Source organism: Oribacterium sp. HCP28S3_H8 (assembly GCF_052064775.1).
In the GTDB taxonomy this organism is placed as follows: domain Bacteria; phylum Bacillota; class Clostridia; order Lachnospirales; family Lachnospiraceae; genus Oribacterium.
Map to the genome: position 1 here is coordinate 60,012 of NZ_JBQHUZ010000008.1, position 22,025 is coordinate 82,036.

Here is a 22,025-nt window from a genome sequence, read left to right on the forward strand (position 1 = left end):
TGCCGGAGGACAGAGCATAATTTCAGGAGGAATGCATTATGATGACTCCATTGTTCCGCATTGTTCTCGTCATCGTCTGTGTCGGGACCTTTGCGGTTCTCATCAGTAAAATACGGAAATCCAAAGTGAGTATCGAGGAAGCGGTTTTCTGGATCCTGCTTTCGCTCATGTTTGTAATCTTTGCATTGTTTCCGGTGGTTCCGGATACACTTGCGGCACTGCTTGGCATATATTCCACAGCCAATTTTTTGTTCCTGTTTATCATTTTTATCCTGCTCATCAAGATGTTTGGTATGAGCATGCAGATCGGCATCCTGGAGGAGAAAATAAAATCCCTGGTGCAGGAGCTTGCCCTTAGAGATAAGGCGGAGAGAGATAAGGAGTTTGCGTCAGAAACGCAGAAAGAGGAGCGGACATGATCGGTATGCTGCACAGCTTCTCGGGTACAGAGGATGCCTTTCTTATTACCTGGGCAGTTTTTCTGGGGATCGCCCTTATCATTGTTATCGGATCGGGTATATATTTACTTCTGCGGGGGAAGCTGCGGATCCATCAGATCTTTTTTATTACCGTTTTCGGGATGGGCGTGATCTTTTCCTTTGTGCTGCCACCTCTGTCGGCACCGGATGAGGTACTGCATTATGTTGGAGCCTATCAGCTCTCAAGCCAAATCATGGGACACCCGCATCCGCTGCGGGACGAAAAAAACCAGCTTATGATCCGCAGAGAGGATGTCTTTATCGACGATCTCCCGGATGATAGAGATCCGGACAATGCGACCGTGGTGGGCATGCATCTGGAGAAATCAACCTATGAGGAGCTTCATAAGAGGGGACTGCTATCTACCGGGGAAAGCGGCTATACCTACACCCTGCAGCAGCCGGTGGTCACCATACCGTGCGCATATCTGTTCCCTGCCATCGGATTTACCATTGCAAGACTCCTTAAGCTCGGAGGCTTCGGCATGCTGTACCTCGGCAGATTTATGAATCTTTTGCTTTTTACACTGATGGGAATGCTGGCAGTCAGGAAAACGCCCATAGGTAAGGAACTTATCTTTGGAGTTTCCCTGTTTCCCATGGTACTGGAGCTGGTAAGCTCCCTGTCCTATGATACCTATATCCTGGCACTTGGCTTTTATCTTACCGCGACGATCCTGGAGCTTGCGTTGTCAGACCGGCAGATCCGCTGGCAGGATGCTGCGGAGATCGGTATACTTGCGGTGCTGCTGTCTCCGTGCAAGATGGTCTATTGTGTCCTTTTTGCCGCATGCCTGATCATTCCGGTCCGGAAATGGAAAAATCCGGGATATTATCTTGCTACAATCGCATTGATCGGGGGGCTGATCGTCCTGTCGATCGTTTTTGTCAATTTCAGTCAGTTCTTCCGCTATGTGGACTTGAGCGGTACTACGGCAACGGAAGCAGAGTGGGCAGGAGAAGGTGCTGCCGCGGAAACCTATTCTCTAATGGGAACGCTGAAGACGCCTGTGATTTTTCTTAAAATACTGAGAAATACCTTTCAGATCAAGGGCGTCGAATATCTCCTTACGATGGTAGGTCACTGGATGGGCGGATATGATCCCGGGCTTACGGTGTCTGTTCCGATTGTGATTTTCTTTATTGCGGCAGTTTTATTACTTTCGGTATCGGGAACCCGTGATGAGCCGAAGCTGGGAGCAGGTAAGAGGCTCTGGCTGTTTGTGACGGTGCTTCTGCTTATCGTACTGCTTTTGACCAGTATGCTCGTTGCATATACACCTAAGGGCACGGACTATGCACTGGGGGTACAGGGGCGATATTTCCTGCCGGCGCTTCCCATGCTGCTTATTGCCTTACGCGGAAGATGGATGAGCGCGTCCGGCAGCAAGAGTCTGAGCCGTCTCGTCCTGAGCCTTGAGCTCCTTATGAATGGTTATATTTTACTTAATCTTTATACCATCGTTTGTCAGAGAGTCTGATTCGGTGTTATACTGAGATTCTGATACGTTAAAAAAAATCTGGAAAACATATGAAAACTATGATTCATCTTATGAAAAGCATTACGGAACGGAGAAGGATGATCCTGGATCTTGCCAAGGCCGATTTCCGGAAACGATTTGTCGGTTCCTATTTCGGCATTGTATGGATGCTGGTTCAGCCGCTTGTTACGATTGCCATCTATGCCTTTATCTTTGGTCCCTATGGCTTTAAGTCGGCACCGCCGGTACCGGGGGTAAGCTATACAACCTGGCTGATTCCGGGTATTGTGCCATGGTTCTTCTTTTCCGAGGCACTCAATATGATTACCGGCATCCTGCAGGAGTATGCATATCTTGTAAAGAAAGTGGTATTTCCGGTGGAGCTTCTGCCGGTTATCAAGCTTGGATCCTGCAGCTTTGTGCATCTGTTTTTTGTGCTGGTGATGATTGTGTTCAGCATCATAAACGGACATATGCCGATGCTCTCATGGATTCAGATTCTGTACTACTCCTTTGCGGCAGCCGTGCTGGCGCTGGGACTCGGATATCTTACGAGCGCCATCAATGTGTTTTTTAAGGACATGCAGCAGATCGTAAGCATTCTCCTCCAGTTCGGAATCTGGATGTGTCCGATTATGTATGATGAGACACTGTTTACCTCCCGGGCTCCATGGGTTGCTGCAGCTCTTAAGATCAATCCGTTTTATTATATTGTTGCCGGTTATCGTGATTCTATGTTGACGGGTGACTGGTTCTGGATGCGCCCGAGGCTTACCGTGTATTTCTGGCTGGTTACTCTGGTGGTATTTTTTCTGGGTCTTAAATTTTTTATGAAGCTTCGTCCGCATTTCTCAGATGTCCTCTGATGCTGACGGATTAGGATTTGTGATGGATTATGACGATGCGTCATAGGGAGGATTGGTATGCTGCATACGCTTTGCGCCCTGCTCTCAGCGGGCTGGTTTCTGTCCTTTGGTGGTATATACCCAATGCATAGGTTAAAACGTATTTCAGATCCTGCTAAAAGGGATCAGTATGCGCTGGAAACGGTGCAGAAAGCCATGCACAGGCTTCTTAAGGTATCCGGAGTGACATTTGAGGTGCAGGGACTTGAGCATGTGCCGGAGGATGAACCGGTACTGTTTGTCGGAAACCACCGCTCATTTTTTGACGTGATTATCGGATATACACTGGTCAGGAAGCCGACCGGCTTCATCGCCAAGATTGAGCTTGCCAAGGTTAAGCCTCTGAAAAGATGGATGGAATACGTCAACTGCCTGTTTCTCGATCGGGATGATCTCAAGCAGAATCTTAAGGTTATCATTGATGCCATTAAAAATGTAAGAGCCGGCAGATGCTCCTACTGGATTTATCCGGAGGGCACCAGATCCAAGGGGACAGATCCGCGGGATATGCTTCCTTTTAAAGCCGGAAGCTTTAAGATCGCGGAAAAAACCGGATGCAAAATCATTCCCGTTGCCATGACCGGCACAAGAGAAATCCTGGAGGCGCACTTTCCTAAAATCGTACCGGGACATGTCAAGGTCAGCATCGGGGAGCCGATTGTGATTTCCGAGCTCCCGGAGGAGGAGCGGAAGCACCTTGGGGAGTATACGAGAAATGTACTGATCCGATTGATCGATGATATGGAAAAGGATTAAGACGATGAATTTACTGGAAATCAGAGATAAGCTGGATGTGATCGACCGGGAAATCGTGGAGCTTTACCAGAAGCGGATGGAGCTTTGCGGAGAAGTTGCAAGAGATAAAATCAGAACCGGAAAAAAGGTGTTTGATCCGGTGAGAGAGGCTCAGAAGCTGGACAGCGTTTCTGCTATGGTTAAGACGGATTTTGACAAGCAGGCGGTTCGGGAGCTGTATCAGCAGCTTATGACCTTGTCCCGCAGACTGCAGTTTGAGATTCTGACAGAATACGGCAAAACCTTTGATACGGGATATCGTAAGGTGGACCAGCTTAAGACGTCCGGCTGCAGAGTGGCTTACCAGGGAGTTGAGGGTGCATTTGCGCATCTCGCGGCAGTCCGCAGCTTTCATAGAGACTGCGGGTTTTATAATGTTCGTACCTGGAGAGATGCTATGGAGGAGGTCAAGAGCGGAAGGGCAGATTATGCGGTTCTGCCGATCGAGAACTCTTCACATGGAGCTGTTTCGGATAATTTCGACCTGCTTTTGGAGTATCCGGAGCTTGCGATTGTCGCGGAAACCGATCTCAAGGTAGACCATATGCTGATGGCAAGAGAAGGAGCAAGTCTTGACAGCCTCCGCAAGGTTTACTCTCATCCGCAGGCGCTGGGACAGTGCTCGCAGTTTTTCCGGAATCATCCGGAGATCGAGGCGGTGCCGACAATTAACACTGCTGTTGCTGCAAAGCTTGTGGCAGACTCTGAGGATCGAACTCTGGGCGCGCTGGCCAGTGAGCAGGCAGCGGAGCTTTACGGACTTACCATCCTGGAGCGTTCTGTCAATCAGGATAAAAATAATACGACAAGGTTCATTATCGTAGGTGCAGAAAAGATTTTCCAAAAGGATGCGCACAAAATCAGCCTGTGCTTTGAGACAGCGCATCAACCTGGTGCGCTCTACAATGTCCTTGGAAACTTTATCTTTAACAATGTCAATATGATTATGATTCAGTCACGGCCGATCCCGGAAAAGACATTTGAATATCGCTTTTTTGCCGATATCGAGGGACGTCTTGATGATGCCAATATCATCAATGCCTTAAATGGTGTGGAGGATCAGATTACCGAGCTTCGGATTCTGGGCTGCTACTGATTATTAAATTGGAAAAGGAGTGTGTACATGCCGCAGATCAATATACTGGTGGTAGATGACGAAAAGGAAATCGCCGAGCTTGTGGAGATTTATCTTGTAAGCGACGGCTATAAGGTATTTAAAGCATACAATGCAGAGGAGGGCTTAAAGATCCTGGAGGAGCAGGAGATTCATCTTGTGCTTCTGGATATCATGATGCCGGGCATGAATGGTCTTGAGATGTGCCGAAAGATCCGTACAAAGTCCAACATTCCGATCATCATGCTTTCCGCTAAATCTACGGATCTTGACAAAATCGTCGGACTTACCGGAGGAGCGGATGATTATGTGACAAAGCCTTTTAATCCGCTGGAGCTTACCGCGCGCGTTAAGTCACAGCTTCGGAGATATACACAGCTTAATCCCAATGCATCCAATCAGTTTACAAATAATGAGATTACGATCCGTAACATGACCATCAATAAGGATAACCACAAGGTCACAATTGATGGAGAGGATATCAAGCTTACACCGATTGAGTTTGATATTTTATTTCTGCTGGCTTCCCATCCGGGCAAGGTCTTTTCCACGGATGAGATTTTTGAGCAGGTGTGGCATGAAAAGGTCTATGAAGCCAACAATACCGTTATGGTGCATATCCGCCGCCTGCGCGGTAAGATGAAGGAGGACAGCCGGGAGGACAAGATCATCACGACCGTCTGGGGTGTTGGCTATAAGATTGAGAAGTAATCCGCAGTATGAAAAACGACACAGATAAACATCCGGTGGGACGGACCTCCGGCAGGGGATATATGCTGAAGCTCCTGATGAATATCGGCATCAGTACGGTGATCACGGTGATTCTCGAAATCCTGCTGGTTACCAATGTGACGGCATTTTCAGGATATCTGTATCAGACAGGAAATGACTCGCAGACCGTCGAACGCTTTGCGTTTGGATCGCTGGTCAGTGTCCTGCTGTTTGTGCTATTTGGAATTCTGATCTTTGCGATTACACTGTTTCTGATGGAGAGAAAAACTGCCCGCGATATTGAAAAAATCGCCGGAGCAGTGGAGCAGATTTCCGCGGGAGATCTTAGTACCCGGCTGGATATCGAGGGAGATGGAGAGCTCGCGGACATTGCCGACAGCATTACACGTATGGAGCGGGATATCCGGGATCTGATCGAGAGGGAGCGATCCTCCGAGCAGTCCAAAACGGATCTCATTACCAATGTGGCACATGATCTCCGGACACCGCTTACCTCCATACTGGGATATCTTGAGCTTCTTAAGACAAGAGAAAATCTCACTCCGGAGACCCGTCAGAAATATGTGGAAATTGCCTACTCCAAATCCAAAAGACTGCAAAAGCTGATTGAGGAGCTGTTTGGCTTTACCAAGCTCTCCTATGGCAAGCTTAATATGACGATTACGGATGTGGATATCGTCCGGCTGCTGGCGCAGCTTCTGGAGGAGAGCTATCCCAATTTTGAAAAAAATCATATGAGCTATGATTTTACAGCTAATGTGGATTCCAAGGTGATCCGGGCGGATGGAGATCTGCTGGCAAGGCTGTTTGACAATCTGATCAATAACGCCATCAAGTACGGAAAAGAGGGAAAACGGGTTACCGTCCGTCTCCGTGCAGATACGCAGTGGGTGCTTGTCCGGGTTATCAACTACGGCTATGTTATCCCAGAAAACGAGCTTCCGCTGATTTTTGACAAATTTTACCGTGTGGAACATTCCCGCTCATCCTCTACCGGTGGTACGGGACTGGGGCTTGCTATTGTTAAAAACATTGCGGAGATGCATCACGGTACGGTTTCGGTTTCCTCGAGTCTCGCAGGTACGGTTTTTACCGTGAAGCTTCCGGTGGAGTATCGTGAAACGCCCGCGGGTAAGAGCGCAGAGCATAAGGAAAGCAAAGGGTGAATATCAGGGAAAACACAATCGGATATAGAACAGGAGATAAAAAACAGCCAGTGGCATTTTTTATGCTGCTGTTTCTTTTTATGCTTCTCTTTACGCATACCGTATGGGCGGACACCATCAATCTGGATGTTACCTACGGATATCAGAACACAGCAAAGGCAGGCAGATTTCTGCCGCTGTCCGTGCACATTGAAAATACGATGGACGAAACCTTCTCGGGGCTGATTCATGTCTATATGGCGCAGTCCGACAGCAATATCGTGGAGTATCAGTATCAAAGTATTGTGGAAGGTCAGTCAGAGAGTGATATGAATATGACGGTATCCCTGGGAACCGGAGTCAACCAGCTCCTTGTTACCGCGGAAACCCGGGATGGAGAACTCCTGGGCAGCCGCAGGATCGGGCTGGATGTGGCAGGCTCCGACGCGGAGCTGATCCTTGGACTGCTCTCTGATCATGAGGAGAAGCTTTCCTACCTTAATGGAATCGGAATCAATGAAGGACTGCTCAAGACCCGGACGGTTAACCTGGATCCTGAGACGCTGCCAACAGATGAAACGAAGCTGGACCAGCTGGATGTACTGCTGATCTCCGACTATACCATGAGTCGTATGCGGGAAAATGAGGCGAATGTCATCCTGCGATGGGTAGACGGAGGAGGCATCCTGGTACTTGGAACCGGTGCTTTGGGAGAGGATGCTTTAAAACCATACTTTTCGGATCTTTTAAGCCAGCCGCTGGATCCGATGGAAATGTCGGTTAATATGGGCGAGGAGTACAACAATGGTACGCCGGGCAGCGGATCCGTGACGATGATGGCATCTCCCGTTTATCTCGCTTCCGGGCGGGAAGCACTGTTTTCCGATGTGATACCGATCATTTCTACCGTACCGCAGGGTGCAGGACTCATCGCAGTGAGCGGCTATAACTTCTGTGACATTCAGCGTTTTGCAACAGAGAACATCGGTTATGTGGATCAGCTGTTTACAGCGATTCTGGGACAAAACCGCCTGAATCAGCTCTCGGTTTCTGCTTCGGAAAAGGGCCTCGGTCAGTACTGGGATATCCAGAATCTCATGAATCAGTCGGATGTACGAAATCTCCCGGCGGTTCCACTGTATGCATTGGTGCTTGTTTTTTATGTATTTCTTGTCGGACCGGGCAGCTGGTACTTCTTAAGAAACCGGGGAGCAGCTGCATATTATCGTCCGGTGATCGTAATGTTATCTCTGCTTGCGACGATCGTGATCTGGGTGCTTGGTATGAATACACGCTTCAGCGGAACCTTTCTTACTTATGCAAGACTTGAGGATGTTTCCGAAGATTCCGTGGACGAGACGGATTTTATCAATCTGCGTTCTCCATACGCCAGCAACTACGGGATCAACATCCGGACGGAGTATTTTGTATACCCTGTGCTCAAGGGCTCCGATTATACCGGCGATATCACAGAGCTTCGTACCCGGGAAGATCTTGCCCGTACGACCATTGACTATGGCAGAGACCATACAACGGTAAGCCTTAAAAATACCAGACCGTTTCGCCCGGCGTATTTTGAGCTGCATAATAAAATTCCCAATTCCGGTGGCAGCTTTACAGCAGAGCTTTCTCTCACGGACGGAAAGCTGAGCGGCACCATCCATAATGGAACCGGAAGTTCTCTTACAGATGCCGCACTATTGATTTATGGAAAGCTTGTAAAGCTTGGAAAGCTGGATGCGGGACAGACCATTGACGTATCATCTCTTGAAATTCGTAATGTGGCTGTCGGAGATCATGCTGCGATTGCCGCGCTTGTGACCGGAAGCTCGGGCAGAGGCTTTTTGGATTACTATTTGAGACATAATCTCAGTGGATACTTCAGCGGGGCACGGCTGGTGGGCTTTGTCCGGGACAATAGTCTTGGATTTCTTGAGAATCAGAGTCTGGAGTCCTATGGAGTGACCATGATGGTGTCTTCTCTACCGGTCAATACCACGGCGGACGGTCTCTATACCTACAGTGCCTTGAGCACCAATCCGGAGGCGGACTCCGGAGATTATGACCTTGCAAGCAATACCATATCCGGATCTGTGCCGGCAGTTCTCACCTATCATCTCGGAGAGGATGAGAGCATTGTCCGGATCCGTGTGGAAAGTCTGGAAGTATCCGAACGTGCTGAAAACCAGGTTTCCGAGGTGAGCCCGTTCCGTGGTTCCATGAGCTTTTATAATTACAGCACGGGTGGATTTGATGTAATTGATGTGGGGAAGGATGGCATCCTGTCAGGAGAACAGCTGACACCATACCTTAATGCGGAAAATGTACTCAAGGTGCGGTTTGTATCAAGAGGCGACAACAGCGGATCACTGACCAGGGAATACCTCCCGATGCTGTATGTCACTGCGGAAGCAAAGCACGACCGGCCGCCAAGAATCGAGTATCCCCTGACAATCCTGGAGCAGGAAGACCCGGAGGATACTTCGGATCCATCGGAGACAGCGGAATCGGGAGAGAGCTCAGGAACATCGGAAACAGCAGAATCGGGAGACATCCCAGGAACATCGGAAACAGCAGAATCGGGAGACATCCCAGAAACATCGGAAATATTAGAATCGTCAGAAACAGCAGAAATAGCTGGAATGACAGAAGCCTCTGCAGCATCAGACATGTCGGAGGCATCCGATGCAGATCAGGTGATCAGAATCACGGGATAAGGAGAGAGGAGGACCGGATGATTACAATGGAGCATGTTGTCAAGCAGTACGAGCATGTGCTCGCTCTTGACAATTTCAGCATGACGATCCCGGACGGCTCTCTTTATGGATTTGTCGGACCCAATGGTGCTGGTAAAACAACGGCAATTCGGATCATGCTGGGACTGATTGCGCCGGATGCCGGTACTGTGAGGATCGATGATATGACAGCAGGCGCAAACCTCAGACGTCTTAAGCGGAGAGTGGGGTATGTGCCGGATTATGCAGGATCCTATCCTGACATGCGGGTGTCGGAATACATGGAGTTTTTTGCATCCTGCTATGATCTCAGCGGCGCAAGGATGAAGCGGCGGATCCAGATGCTTTTGGATATGGTAGGTCTTGGCGGTAAGGAAGGACAGATGGTGGATGCCTTGTCACAGGGCATGCAGCAGAAGCTTTCCATTGCCAGGGCATTGATACATGATCCCCGGATCCTGATCCTTGATGAGCCCACCAGCGGTCTGGACCCTGGCACACGTTATGAGGTCCGGCAGATTCTCTCGGAGCTTTGCAGTGAGGAGGAGAAGACGATTTTGATCTCCTCCCATATCCTTACAGAGATCTCGGAAATCTGCACGGATATTGGTATCATAAATCATGGACAAATGGTGATGGAGGGAAAGCTTACAGAAGTACTGAAAAAGGTCAATTCTTCTAATCCTGTTATTATTTCTGTCGAGGGTGGAATTGCACCGGCGATGCAGATCCTGAAGCAGGATCCTAAGGTACGTTCGATATCTATCCGTAATCATGAGCTTCTGATTAGCTATGATGGAAATCCGGAGGAGGAGGCAGGATTGCTTGAGGATCTGGTGATGGAGGGCATTCCCGTAAGGGGCTTCCATCGGGAAAAGGGAAATCTTGAGGCACTGTTTCTGCAGCTTACCGGTGCGATGGAGGAGAGGAGAGTTGCGAGCTATGAGGCTGAATCCGGTTTATAAAAAGGAAGCGCTGATTTCTGCACGAAGCTATACATTGCCGTTCTCGATCACGGCAGTCAATGCTGCGCTTACATTGCTGGTATTGATCAGCCTCTATGCAATTTCCAGCAATGCGGAGGATACAGGGGAGATCGCGTATACCAGCTTTTTGAGAGTCTACTACCTCATTGCCGGGATCGAATTTCTAATGATTCTTCTGCTCTCGCCCGCTCTTACGGCATCTTCCGTCACCAGTGAACGGGAACGAAAGACGCTTGGTATTTTACTGACCACACAGCTTACGCCCGCCGATATCATCCTCGGGAAGCTGATGAGTGCCATGAGCACGATGGCAGTGATTATTTTGAGCTCGGCACCGGTGCTTGCGACCGTCTTTATCTATGGTGGTGTTACCGTATGGCAGATTCTGCTTCTGCTGCTGATTTATTTTGTCACAGCGATTTATACGGCGTCCATCGGCATTCTGTCATCTACACTCGCAAGAAGCTCTGCCATTGCAACCGCCGCGGCCTACGCAGCGATCTTTGTAAGCTTTGGTCTGATGGGAGCACTGCTCTATTTCAGAGATAGCATGGGGCTGGAAACCGGGAAATTGATCAGTGGCATGCTGATCACAATGGCGTTTTTTTCTGTGCTTATGATTATGCTGAGTGAGCGTGGGATTCATTTGGAGAGACATAGCAGAAGGAAGAGAAAGCAATGAAACAGTGGAAAAGCATAGTATGCCTTTTACTGACGGTATGCTGGATGGGATTCATTTTTACCATGTCCGCGCAGCCTGCGGCAAAGTCCACGGAAACGTCGCTGCATGTCGGTATGATGGTGGGCGAAATCCTTGTTCCGGACTTTGAAAAGAAACCATTACTTGAGCAGCTTGCATTTGCGAGAATGATTGATCATCCGGTTCGGAAGTGCGCACACGCGTCGGAGTATGCTGTTCTTGGCATCCTGACGGGACTCTCTGCGGACAGCATTGGCGTCCGGAAGCAAAGATGGCGTAAGGCATTTCTTGCAGCCTCTGTGTATGCAATGACGGACGAATTTCATCAGCTCTTTGTGCCCGGGAGATCAGGACAGATCAGTGATGTGCTGCTGGATAGTGCAGGAGCATTGCTGGGTATAATTGTACTTTATGGCATTACCCGGCTTAATAACCTGAGAAATCAGGGCTGAGTGTTGAAATTCCAATCTGATTATGATTAAATGTTTCTGAAAATGCATAAGATAATAAATCAAGAAAGTAATTTTGCGCTGGAGGTTTAACAATGGCTGAGTGCATCATGATCGGCATTGCCGGAGGGTCAGGTTCGGGGAAGTCTACCTTTACCAACCGCCTCAAAAAGGAGTTTGGCGATCAAGTAACCGTCATTTATCATGATAACTATTACAAGTCTAATGACGGAGTGCCTTTTGAGATCCGCATGAAGGAAAACTATGATCATCCGGATGCGTTTGAAACAGATCTTCTGATCCGGCATTTAAAGGCGCTGCGGCGCGGAGAGACCATTCAGTGCCCGGTATATGATTATGCACAGCATAACCGTACAGACCGGACGATTGAGCTTAAGCCCTCCCGCATCATTATTGTGGAGGGGATCCTGGTTCTGGAAAATCCGGAGCTTCGGTCCCTGTTTGATATCAAGATTTATGTGGAGGCCGATGCCGACGAGCGCATTATCCGACGGATTATCCGGGATGTAAAAGAGCGCGGCAGACATGTGGAGGATATCTCGGAGCAGTATCTTACAACGGTAAAGCCAATGCATTATCTTTATGTGGAGCCGACAAAGGCTATGGCGGATATCGTCATCAACAGCGGTATGAATGACGTTGCCTTTGACCTTATGAAAACCAAGATTCAGAGTCTCCTGAATCAGCAGTAAATCTGATCTCTGAAGTACAGTTTATGTGCGGCAGAGCCCGGAATGGAGGACAGCTATGCTTTATAATTCAACTCGCGGCGGGGAAACCGGACGGACGGCTTCCCAGGCAATACTGGAGGGGCTTTCCCGGGACGGCGGACTTTTTATGCCGGAGGAGCTTCCAAAGCTTGACAAGGGTCTCAGAGAGCTCTCCGGACTTTCCTATCAGGAGCTTGCCTATGAGGTCATGAAGGAGTTCCTCACGGATTTTACGGAGGAGGAGCTGAGACACTGTATTAATTCTGCGTACGATAGCAAATTTGATACGCCCGCCATTGCACCGCTCGTAAAAAAGGACAATGCATATTTCCTTGAGCTCTTTCATGGTAAAACCATAGCGTTTAAAGATATGGCACTCTCAATTCTGCCATATCTTATGGTTACCAGCGCGAGAAAAAATCACGTGGAGGATAAGATTGTTATCCTGACAGCAACATCCGGTGATACCGGTAAGGCGGCAATGGCAGGCTTTCAGGATGTTCCGGGGACAGAAATCATTGTATTCTATCCTAAAGACGGAGTATCCCGCTTCCAGGAGCTGCAGATGCGTACCCAGCAGGGAGACAATACACATGTCGCGGCGATCATCGGAAATTTTGATGATGCGCAGACCGGCGTAAAGCAGATTTTCGGAGATCAGAATTTTGCAAAAGAGCTTAAGGAGCATGGCTGTGTCCTCTCCTCTGCCAACTCGATCAATATCGGACGTCTGGTGCCGCAGGTGGTGTACTATGTGTATGCGTACTGCCAGATGTTGGCGCAGGGAGAAATTACAGAGGGTGAGGAGATCAATGTCTGCGTGCCAACCGGAAATTTCGGTAATATCCTTGCGGCATATTTTGCAAAGCATATGGGTGTGCCGATTGCGAGACTCCTCTGTGCTTCTAATGAGAACCGTGTGCTGACGGACTTTTTCGGTTCCGGTACCTATGACAAAAACCGTGAGTTTATCCTGACGAGTTCTCCATCCATGGATATCCTGGTATCCTCCAATCTGGAGCGTCTGATTTATCTCTCAACAGGACGTAACGCGGAGGAGTGCAGAGATCTCATGCAGTCATTATATACGACCGGCAAATATCAGATCACCGATGCGATGAAGCAGTTTATTGCGGACTTCTATGGCGGCTCTGCAACAGAGGAGCAGGTATTTGCCACGATTCGGACCCTGAAGGATCGTACGGGATATGTGATTGATCCGCATACAGCAGTGGCTAAAACGGTATATGACCGCTACCTTGCGGAGACCGGAGATGCAAGGAAAACCGTTATTGCATCAACGGCAAGTCCGTTTAAATTTGCACCGGCAGTCATGGAGGCACTTGGACAGAAAGACGAGAAGTCTGACGTCTTTATGGTCATTGATGATCTGAGTCGGATTTCCGGTGTTTCTGAACCAAAAGCAATTCAGGATGTCCGGACTGCAGATATTCGGCATAATACCATATGTGAGATTCCGAAAATGGAAAATACGATCCGGGACTTTCTATTCTAAGCTTTTTATTAATAAGAGATATATTGATCCATGAACCATTTCACTTTTACTTGGGGAGTATAGTAAAGGAGAGTAATCCATGAGTGAAATTCTTAATATCACGGAGCTGTTTGGGGAAGACGTGTTCAGCGATAAGGTTATGCGGGAGCGTCTGCCCAAGACGGTTTACAAGAAGCTTCGTAAAACCATCAGCGAGGGCTATGAGCTGGATCCGACCATTGCCGATTCGGTTGCACAGGCTATGAAGGAGTGGGCAATTGAGCGTGGTGCCACACATTACACACACTGGTTCCAGCCGCTGACTGGTATCACAGCAGAGAAGCACGATTCCTTTATTTCCGCACAAGACGCGGAGGGAAAGGTCATGATGGAGTTTTCCGGCAAGGAGCTAGTAAGAAGTGAGACCGATGCTTCTTCGTTTCCGTCTGGCGGACTGCGGGCGACCTTTGAGGCAAGAGGATACACTGTATGGGACTGCACAAGTCCTGCTTTCCTACGGAGAGAGGGGGATGCCGTGACCTTATGCATCCCGACGGCATTCTGCTCATACACAGGTGAGGCACTGGATAAAAAGACACCTTTACTTCGCTCTATGCAGGCAATCAATGAACAGGCACTCAGAATCCTGCATCTTTTTGGCAATACCACGACAAAGTGGGTACGTCCATTTGTTGGAGCAGAGCAGGAGTATTTCTTAATTGACCGGGAGAAATATCTCAAGCGGAAGGATCTGATTTATACCGGCAGAACTCTCTTTGGCGTTATGCCTGCCAAGGGACAGGAGCTGGATGACCATTATTTCGGAGCCATCCGGCACAGGATCCAGGACTTCATGCGCGACGTAGACATTCAGCTCTGGAGACTGGGGGTTACAGCCAAGACAGAGCATAATGAGGTGGCGCCTGCGCAGCATGAGCTCGCGCCTGTATATGATGAGGCAAATCTGGCGGTTGACCACAATCAGCTCGTCATGGAGATCATGAAAAAGACAGCGCCGCGGCATGGTCTTGAATGTCTCCTGCACGAGAAGCCATTTGAGGGAATCAATGGCTCTGGTAAGCATAACAACTGGTCACTGACGACAGATGATGGCATCAACCTCACCAATCCGGGGGATACGCCACATGAAAATGTTCAGTTTCTTCTTGTACTTGCCTGCATCCTGGCAGCGGTGGACAAGCACGCGGACCTGCTTCGTTTAAGTGCGGCAGATGTTGGAAATGAACATCGTCTTGGCGCGGATGAAGCACCGCCTGCCATTGTTTCCTGCTTTATCGGCACACAGCTGCAGGATGTGGTGGATCAGCTGATCGGCACGGGCTATGCCACAAGCTCCAAGCAGGGACGGAGTCTGAATACCGGTGTCAACACATTGCCAAACCTTTACGCTGACGTGACGGACCGTAACAGAACGTCTCCCTTTGCTTTTACCGGCAATAAGTTTGAGTTTCGTATGGTCGGTTCGCAGGACTCGATTGCAAGTGCCAACATTATTTTAAATACGATTGTGGCGGAGCAGTTTAAGGAAGCGGCAGACCGGCTGGAAAAGGCGGAGAACTTTAATCTTGCAGTTCATGATCTTATTAAGGAGCTGCTGACAGAGCATCAGCGCATTATCTTTAATGGTAACGGCTATGCGCCGGAGTGGGTGGAGGAAGCCAAGCGCAGAGGACTGCCCAACCTTCCATCTATGGTGGATGCGATTCCATCTCTCACGACGGAAAAGGCGGTCAAGCTGTTTGAAACCTTTGGCATCTATACACGGACCGAGCTTGAGAGCCGGACGCAGGTTGAGTATGAGCAGTATGCCAAGGTCATCAATATTGAAGCGCGTGCGATGATCAATATCACCGGCAAACAGATCATCCCGGCGGTCATCCATTACAATACCCGTCTTGCGGACTCTATCAATAAGGTGCGCGAGGCGTGCAGCGAAGCGGATGTCACCGTGCAGACCGAGCTTCTGGTCAAGTCCTCCAAGCTGCTCCGCGATATGAAGGATGCCAGAACCATCCTCTATGATCATGTCGAGGAAGGCATCAGGATTAAGGATGCGGAACAGAGAGCGCATTTCTATCATGATGTGATTGTTCCCGATATGCGGGCACTGCGTTCACCTTCGGATTTACTTGAGACGGTAATTGATAAAAACCTCTGGCCGTTCCCAAGCTACGGCGATATCATTTTTGAGGTTTCGGAGCCGTAAACGTAAGGTGTAAGCATGGCATCACATTATTTATTGCTATTATTTTTTGAAATTTTCCCCTGTCTGTTCTAGGCAGGGGATTTTTTATGTGCATGAGCATTGAGAATGCTTTACAACGAAGCATTCTCATGCTATTATGTTCATAATAATCTATAATTTTGATTTATTGAACAGAAAGGTCGGCACTATGGATGAATATATCATTATTTTGCGAATGCTTCTGGAAAGTCGTGATGTCACACAGCGGGATGTATCAGAGGCGCTTGGGGTATCGCTCGGTAAAACCAATCAGCTGATTCATGCATGTGCGGAGGAAGGCTATCTCAAAGAGGAGGAGAATCTGGATGGCGGCCGCGGTAGAAATGTATCCTATGCGGTGACCGATCGCGGACGGAAGCTTTTAGAGGAGCATCGGGTGGATGCGGCACTGATCCTTGCTTCCGGATTTGGCTCCCGTTTTGTTCCGCTCACCTATGAAACGCCAAAGGGACTTCTGGAGGTATTTGGAGAACGGATGGTGGAGAGACAGATTCGCCAGCTCCACGAGGTCGGGATTACAGATATCACGCTGATGGTGGGGTATCTCAAGGAAAAGTTTGACTATCTGATCGATAAGTATGGTGTAAAGCTCATATATAATCCGGAGTATATTGATAAAAACACACTGGCAACGCTATATCACGCGGCTCCTGTGCTGCAGGGAAAGAACTGTTATATTCTCTCCTCGGATAACTGGATGCGGAGAAATATGTATCATACGTATGAGCCGCACAGCTGGTATGCCGCGACCTACATGACGGGAGATACCCGGGAGTGGGCGATGAGCGTTGGCAGAAACGGCGTGATCAAGGAGGTTTCTGTTGGCGGACGGGATGCCTGGTGTATGTATGGACCGGTGTATTTTACCAGGGAGTTTTCCGAACGCTTCCTGCCGCTCGTTGCGTCATATTACCGGATGCCGGGTACGGAGCAGTATTATTGGGAGGATGTGCTTATCCGTAATTTAAAAACACTTCCCCCGATGTATATCAACCGTCAGCCGGAAAATCAGGTATATGAGTTTGAGAATCTTGAGGAGCTCCGGCGCTTTGATGAGAAATATGTCGAGAACTCGGGTTCTGCTGCCATGCGGCTGGTTTCCGATGTCTTTAAGATCCCGGAATCGGATATTGTCAACATCAAGTGTCTTAAAGCTGGCATGACCAATAAGTCCTGGCTGTTTTCTGTACAGGCTTCCGCGCCCAATCCGCAATATGCCGGGAAATCCTATATCTGCCGGATCCCGGGACCTGGTACGGAAAAGATGATCAGCCGCAAAGAGGAGGGAGATGTTTACAAGGCAGTCGGGACACTTGGTATCACGGAGGAGCTGATCTATTTTAATCCGGACAACGGATATAAAATCTCCCGCTATTATCATGGCGCAAGGAATGCGGATTTTACCAAGGATGCTGAGCTTCAGCAGTGCATGAGCCTTTTGAAAACGCTGCATAATTCCGGAGTTACGGTTTCACATGATTTTAATCTCCGGGAGAGACTCAATGTATATGAAGCGTTGTGCCTAGCTGACGGACACGAAATCCCCTTTGAGGATTATCCGGAAATCCGGATGCAGGCGGAAAAGCTTATGAACTGGCTTGACACTCTGTCCCGCCCCAGAACCATCTGCCATATTGATAGCGTGAGCGATAATTTTATTTTTACGGATGAGGGACTTAAGATGATCGACTGGGAGTACTGCGGTATGGCGGACCCGCTGATTGATCTTGGTATGGCAGCGATTTATTCCTATATGAATTATGATGAGGCAAAGCATCTGATTGGGATTTACCGGGAGGCATCCTTTCAGGATACAATGACAGAGGCAGATCCCGGTATTGCGCTGCGTGGTCTCAGTGATCAGGAGGCATTCGCCATTGTTACCGCGTACATGGGACTGGGCGGATTGCTCTGGTCTCTCTGGTGCGTTTATAAAATTTCTCTTGGGGAGAATTTTGGAGATTACACGCTTAAAATGTACCGATATTTTAAGAATTCCTATCAGATCTTACAAAAGCTCGGAAAAATTTAAACGGATTTTACAGGACATAAGGTTCCCGGTGTGATATTATGGAGTGCAGAGTATAAGAGTTCGGAGGTGGAATGGATGAGACTTGGCACAAAAATCGGTGCAGTTTCCCTGATTCTCACGATGAGTGTGGCAGCAATCGCTCCTGCAGCTTTTGCCGGCTGGGGACAGGAGAATGGAAAATATTACTACGTTGATGATTCAACAAATACAAGGATAACCGGAAAGTGGATTCATACATCCTCCGGATATTACTATATCGGCTCCGACGGATTTATGGTTACCGGGTGGAAAAAGATCAATAATAACTGGCATTATTTTAAGGAAAACGGTCTGATGGCCACCGGCTGGAAGCAGGTTGATAATCTATGGTATTATCTTAAATCCGATGGTGTGATGCAGACCGGGTGGCTGAAGCTTACCAATGGCAATACCACATCCTGGTACTATTTAAAGAGCAGCGGTGCGATGGCTACAGGCTGGCGGCAGATCAATAATAAGTGGTACTATTTCCAGCCGGGAGATGGCACTCTTATCATGGATACCTGGGCTAAGATTGACAATAAGTGGTATCATTTCGGTACCGATGGTGCCATGGTGACCGGTTGGTTCAAGCAGGATGATGCCTATTATTATCTCAATGCGACCAACGGAAATATGGAGACCGGATGGAAGACGGATTCCGAGAACAATAAGTATTACCTTAATCCATCTAATGGCAAAATGTCGACCGGATGGACGGAGATTGATAAGGTATGGTATTATTTCGGATCTAACGGAAAGATGGTACGTGGATGGCTGAATGACGGCGGCACCTACTATTACCTTAATGATGGCAAGATGACAGCCAATACGACGTTGTCTATTAATGGTACAAACTATAGCTTTAATGCAAGCGGCGCATGTACCTCTAATACGAGTGGGATCACAGCGACCAATGCCAGCGCAAGATCTGCCGAGGCATCCAAGTCCACCTCGTCCGGAAGTACCAGTGCTTCCGGCAATGGCCCGGGATCAGGCAGCAGTACGCAGAGTCCTGGAACATCGACGTCAGCAACACCGTCTTCGGGTACAAACAGCGGCTCTACAAGCAGCAGCTCTGCAGGTGCGAGCGGTACCAACCCGACAACATCCTCCGGCGTAAGCTCGGTTTCTGTAAACGCGCAGCTGGATGCAGAGTATGAAGCCAACAAATCCAAGTCTTCATCCGTAAAACCTTCCGGTACCAGCTCCTCTGGTACGCTGACTATCGGCAGTACAACAGGACCGTCATGAGGATAGAGACCATGTGTTAAAGAGCATGTGTTTAGCGGAGTTCCCCGGAACTCCGCTTTATTTATGAAAGGAAACAATATGATTGACAATGACTGGCTGGAGCCGATGAAGCCGGAGTTCGGGAAGCCCTATTACAGGAAACTGTATGAAACTGTGCTTAAGGAATACAGGACACGGAAAATATATCCGGATCCCGCGGATATTTTTAATGCATTTGCATTTACACCATTAGCCAAGGTCAAGGTTGTGATTCTTGGGCAGGATCCTTATCATGAGCCGGGGCAGGCACATGGACTCAGCTTTTCCGTGAAACCAGGCGTGGATATCCCCCCGTCGCTTCAAAATATCTATCAGGAGCTGCATGAGGACCTTGGCTGCTATATCCCTAATAACGGGTATCTTAAAAAATGGGCAGATCAGGGAGTTATGCTGCTTAACACAGTGCTTACGGTACGGGCACATGAAGCCAATTCTCATCGTGGGATCGGGTGGGAGGAGTTTACGGATGCCGCCATCCGGGTACTTAATGAGCAAGACCGACCGATGGTATTTATTCTGTGGGGGAGACCGGCTCAGAATAAGGCACCTATGCTTACCAATCCCAGATTTCTCATTTTAAAATCTCCGCATCCGAGCCCGCTCAGTGCATATCGCGGCTTTTTTGGATCAAAACCTTTTTCCAAAACCAATGAATTTTTACGAAAAAACGGTATAGAACCTATTGACTGGCAGATAGAAAATATATAGGCAGGCAGATGTAAACTATGGTATTATGGTACATGCATCATTTTAATAGGAGATTTTATGTATGAGTTTTGTTGAAATGTTGAAGGTCATTGTCCTGGGCATGGTAGAGGGCTTTACAGAGTGGCTGCCGATTTCCTCGACCGGACATATGATTCTTGTGAACGATATTATCAAGCTGCAGCAACCGGATGACTTTTACGAGGTTTTTGAGGTGGTGATCCAGCTTGGTGCTATCATGGCTGTGGTGCTGCGCTTTTTTTATCAGCTCTGGCCGTTTGGCAGAAATCGACGCACAGGAAAAACCGGACTGATCCCCTCCAGAGTCAGCCTCTGGATCATGATTATTGCTGCATGCCTTCCGGCAGCTGTCATTGGCTTTTTGCTGGATGATCTTTTAAATACGTACCTCTATAACGGATTTGTGGTTGCACTGATGCTTATCCTCTACGGCGTGTTTTTTATCTGGATTGAGCGCCGCAACGAGCATACAGAGTTCCGGATCAATACGCTGCGGGAGATGGATCTGCGTACGGCAGTGTATATTGGTTTATTTCAGTGTCTTGCAATGATTCCCGGTACATCCCGTTCCGGTGCGACAATTCTCGGAGCAATGCTTGTAGGCGTTGCACGTACACCGGCTGCGGAATTTTCTTTTTTCCTGAGCGTTCCGGTCATGTTTGGCGCAAGTCTGCTTAAGCTTGTAAAGCATGGACTTGGCTTCTCCGGGTCCCAGTGGTTTTATATGATACTGGGTATGGTAGTGGCATTTCTTGTGAGCGTATACTGCATTAATTTTCTGATGCGGTATATCCGGAAGCATTCCTTTGCAATATTTGGATATTACCGGATTGTACTAGGCGGTATTGTACTGATCTGGTACATCGTATCTGCACTTGTGCGATAAGGTTTCAAAAGCTTTCACGGTGTAAGAAAGTCTTAAGGGGTATGTAATCAGATGTCGGTTGCATGCCCCTTTAAATTGCGCTAGACTTCTTTTACGATAAGGATACAAGAATGTATCCTAAATGAGTAGCAAAAAAGGGAGTTCCAATGAAAAAGTTACGTCTGTTTGTTGCAGCATGTGTACTTGCGCTCGGGATGAGCACGCAGGCTTTTGCTGCTACCAGTATTGGTTTAAATCTGGACTGGAAATATGCGGAAAATTCTAAAATAAATACCGGTAAAGCCGTACTGTATACCACGGATGCGTCAAAGTCTAAGGATATTACGGTTGCGGTCAATGCAGGACACGGCACCAAGGGCGGCGAGTCAGTTAAGACCTTGTGCCATCCGGATGGGACACGCAAGGTGACGGGTGGTTCTACTGCGGCAGGTGCCATCAAGGCAACCGCAGTATCCTCTGGGATGACGTTTGCAGATGGGACACCGGAGGCGACGGTTACGCTGGAGATGGCGCACATCCTCGGGCGGAAACTCCTTAAAGATGGATATAATGTGCTGATGATCCGGACAGACTCGGATGTGCAGCTTGACAACATTGCAAGAACAGTCATTGCAAACAATAAAGCAGACTGCCATATTGCGCTGCACTGGGACTCTACTAATAAGGATAAGGGCGCATTTTATATGTCTACTCCGGATGGGCTTAAAAATATGGAACCGGTGGCAAGCTACTGGAAAAAGCACGAGAAGTTGGGAGAGAGCCTGATTTCCGGCTTAAAGGCTGAGGGAGTAGCGATTTTTTCCGGGGGCTCCATGGACATGGACCTGACCCAGACATCCTACTCTACGATTCCTTCTGTGGATATAGAGCTTGGAGATAAGGCATCCAGTCACTCGGAAGCAACCTTGGATAAGCTTGCGGATGGGCTTGTGAAGGGCATAAATACCTATTATGGCTTTACAAAATGACAGAAGCCTCGGGATAAAGGTCCCACGATAAAGGTTTTATGCTAAGAGCTTTATATTAAAGATAGAAGAAGTATGCGATGATATAGATT

At 48.4% G+C, this 22,025-nt stretch carries 19 protein-coding genes; all 19 read left to right on the forward strand.

The genetic code is table 11. The annotated features are described in order from the left end of the window. The first annotated feature begins 38 nt into the window (after window positions 1-38). The 19 genes from ACTNEN_RS10260 (at window position 39) to ACTNEN_RS10350 (ending at window position 21,936) form a co-directional block, all read left to right on the forward strand. Window positions 39-419 (forward strand): DUF2304 domain-containing protein, encoded by a 381-nt coding sequence (locus tag ACTNEN_RS10260; protein WP_441206278.1) that lies wholly within the window; start codon window positions 39-41, stop codon window positions 417-419. Beyond that, entirely contained in the window at window positions 416-1,960 is a 1,545-nt protein-coding gene (locus ACTNEN_RS10265) for a DUF2142 domain-containing protein (RefSeq protein ID WP_441206280.1), read from the forward strand. Before ACTNEN_RS10260 ends, ACTNEN_RS10265 begins: the two co-directional genes overlap by 4 nt. 50 nt (window positions 1,961-2,010) lie before the next feature. After that, entirely contained in the window at window positions 2,011-2,826 is an 816-nt protein-coding gene (locus ACTNEN_RS10270) for an ABC transporter permease (RefSeq protein WP_441206282.1), read from the forward strand. A 57-nt stretch (window positions 2,827-2,883) separates the two neighbouring features. Further along, the gene (locus ACTNEN_RS10275; protein ID WP_441206283.1) at window positions 2,884-3,621 is read left to right on the forward strand and encodes a lysophospholipid acyltransferase family protein; all 738 of its coding nucleotides are present in this window, start codon (window positions 2,884-2,886) and stop codon (window positions 3,619-3,621) included. Between the two features lie 4 nt (window positions 3,622-3,625). After that, window positions 3,626-4,756: a prephenate dehydratase gene (pheA, locus tag ACTNEN_RS10280; RefSeq protein ID WP_441206284.1), complete on the forward strand. Its 1,131-nt coding sequence runs from the start codon at window positions 3,626-3,628 to the stop codon at window positions 4,754-4,756. A gap of 27 nt (window positions 4,757-4,783) precedes the next feature. Continuing rightward, window positions 4,784-5,485 (forward strand): response regulator, encoded by a 702-nt coding sequence (locus ACTNEN_RS10285; protein ID WP_441206285.1) that lies wholly within the window; start codon window positions 4,784-4,786, stop codon window positions 5,483-5,485. Window positions 5,486-5,493: 8 nt separating this feature from the next. Beyond that, window positions 5,494-6,672, forward strand: coding sequence for a sensor histidine kinase (locus ACTNEN_RS10290; protein WP_441206286.1), 1,179 nt, complete (start codon window positions 5,494-5,496; stop codon window positions 6,670-6,672). A gap of 50 nt (window positions 6,673-6,722) precedes the next feature. Next, window positions 6,723-9,368: a hypothetical protein gene (locus tag ACTNEN_RS10295; protein WP_441206288.1), complete on the forward strand. Its 2,646-nt coding sequence runs from the start codon at window positions 6,723-6,725 to the stop codon at window positions 9,366-9,368. A gap of 17 nt (window positions 9,369-9,385) precedes the next feature. Further along, on the forward strand, window positions 9,386-10,351 hold the full coding sequence (locus ACTNEN_RS10300; RefSeq protein ID WP_441206289.1) for an ABC transporter ATP-binding protein: 966 nt from the start codon (window positions 9,386-9,388) through the stop codon (window positions 10,349-10,351). Continuing rightward, window positions 10,329-11,054, forward strand: coding sequence for an ABC transporter permease (locus tag ACTNEN_RS10305; RefSeq protein ID WP_441206290.1), 726 nt, complete (start codon window positions 10,329-10,331; stop codon window positions 11,052-11,054). Before ACTNEN_RS10300 ends, ACTNEN_RS10305 begins: the two co-directional genes overlap by 23 nt. After that, the gene (locus ACTNEN_RS10310) at window positions 11,051-11,524 is read left to right on the forward strand and encodes a VanZ family protein (RefSeq protein ID WP_441206291.1); all 474 of its coding nucleotides are present in this window, start codon (window positions 11,051-11,053) and stop codon (window positions 11,522-11,524) included. Before ACTNEN_RS10305 ends, ACTNEN_RS10310 begins: the two co-directional genes overlap by 4 nt. 92 nt (window positions 11,525-11,616) lie before the next feature. After that, complete coding sequence (udk, locus tag ACTNEN_RS10315) at window positions 11,617-12,234, forward strand: uridine kinase (protein WP_441206292.1); 618 nt, start codon at window positions 11,617-11,619, stop codon at window positions 12,232-12,234. Window positions 12,235-12,289: 55 nt separating this feature from the next. Next, window positions 12,290-13,768: a threonine synthase gene (thrC, locus tag ACTNEN_RS10320; protein WP_441206294.1), complete on the forward strand. Its 1,479-nt coding sequence runs from the start codon at window positions 12,290-12,292 to the stop codon at window positions 13,766-13,768. A 79-nt stretch (window positions 13,769-13,847) separates the two neighbouring features. Further along, window positions 13,848-15,974, forward strand: a complete 2,127-nt coding sequence (locus ACTNEN_RS10325) for a glutamine synthetase III family protein (RefSeq protein WP_441206296.1) — start codon at window positions 13,848-13,850, stop codon at window positions 15,972-15,974. Between the two features lie 187 nt (window positions 15,975-16,161). Next, window positions 16,162-18,045 carry a sugar phosphate nucleotidyltransferase gene (locus ACTNEN_RS10330; RefSeq protein ID WP_441206297.1) on the forward strand — a complete coding sequence of 628 codons (1,884 nt, stop codon included), beginning with the start codon at window positions 16,162-16,164 and terminating at the stop codon, window positions 18,043-18,045. Between the two features lie 75 nt (window positions 18,046-18,120). After that, the gene (locus ACTNEN_RS10335; protein ID WP_441206298.1) at window positions 18,121-19,317 is read left to right on the forward strand and encodes an N-acetylmuramoyl-L-alanine amidase family protein; all 1,197 of its coding nucleotides are present in this window, start codon (window positions 18,121-18,123) and stop codon (window positions 19,315-19,317) included. A 63-nt stretch (window positions 19,318-19,380) separates the two neighbouring features. Next, on the forward strand, window positions 19,381-20,064 hold the full coding sequence (locus ACTNEN_RS10340; RefSeq protein WP_441206300.1) for a uracil-DNA glycosylase: 684 nt from the start codon (window positions 19,381-19,383) through the stop codon (window positions 20,062-20,064). Window positions 20,065-20,125: 61 nt separating this feature from the next. Next, window positions 20,126-20,968, forward strand: a complete 843-nt coding sequence (locus tag ACTNEN_RS10345; protein ID WP_441206302.1) for an undecaprenyl-diphosphate phosphatase — start codon at window positions 20,126-20,128, stop codon at window positions 20,966-20,968. 146 nt (window positions 20,969-21,114) lie between these two features. Further along, complete coding sequence (locus ACTNEN_RS10350) at window positions 21,115-21,936, forward strand: N-acetylmuramoyl-L-alanine amidase family protein (RefSeq protein WP_441206304.1); 822 nt, start codon at window positions 21,115-21,117, stop codon at window positions 21,934-21,936. Window positions 21,937-22,025 lie beyond the last annotated feature (89 nt).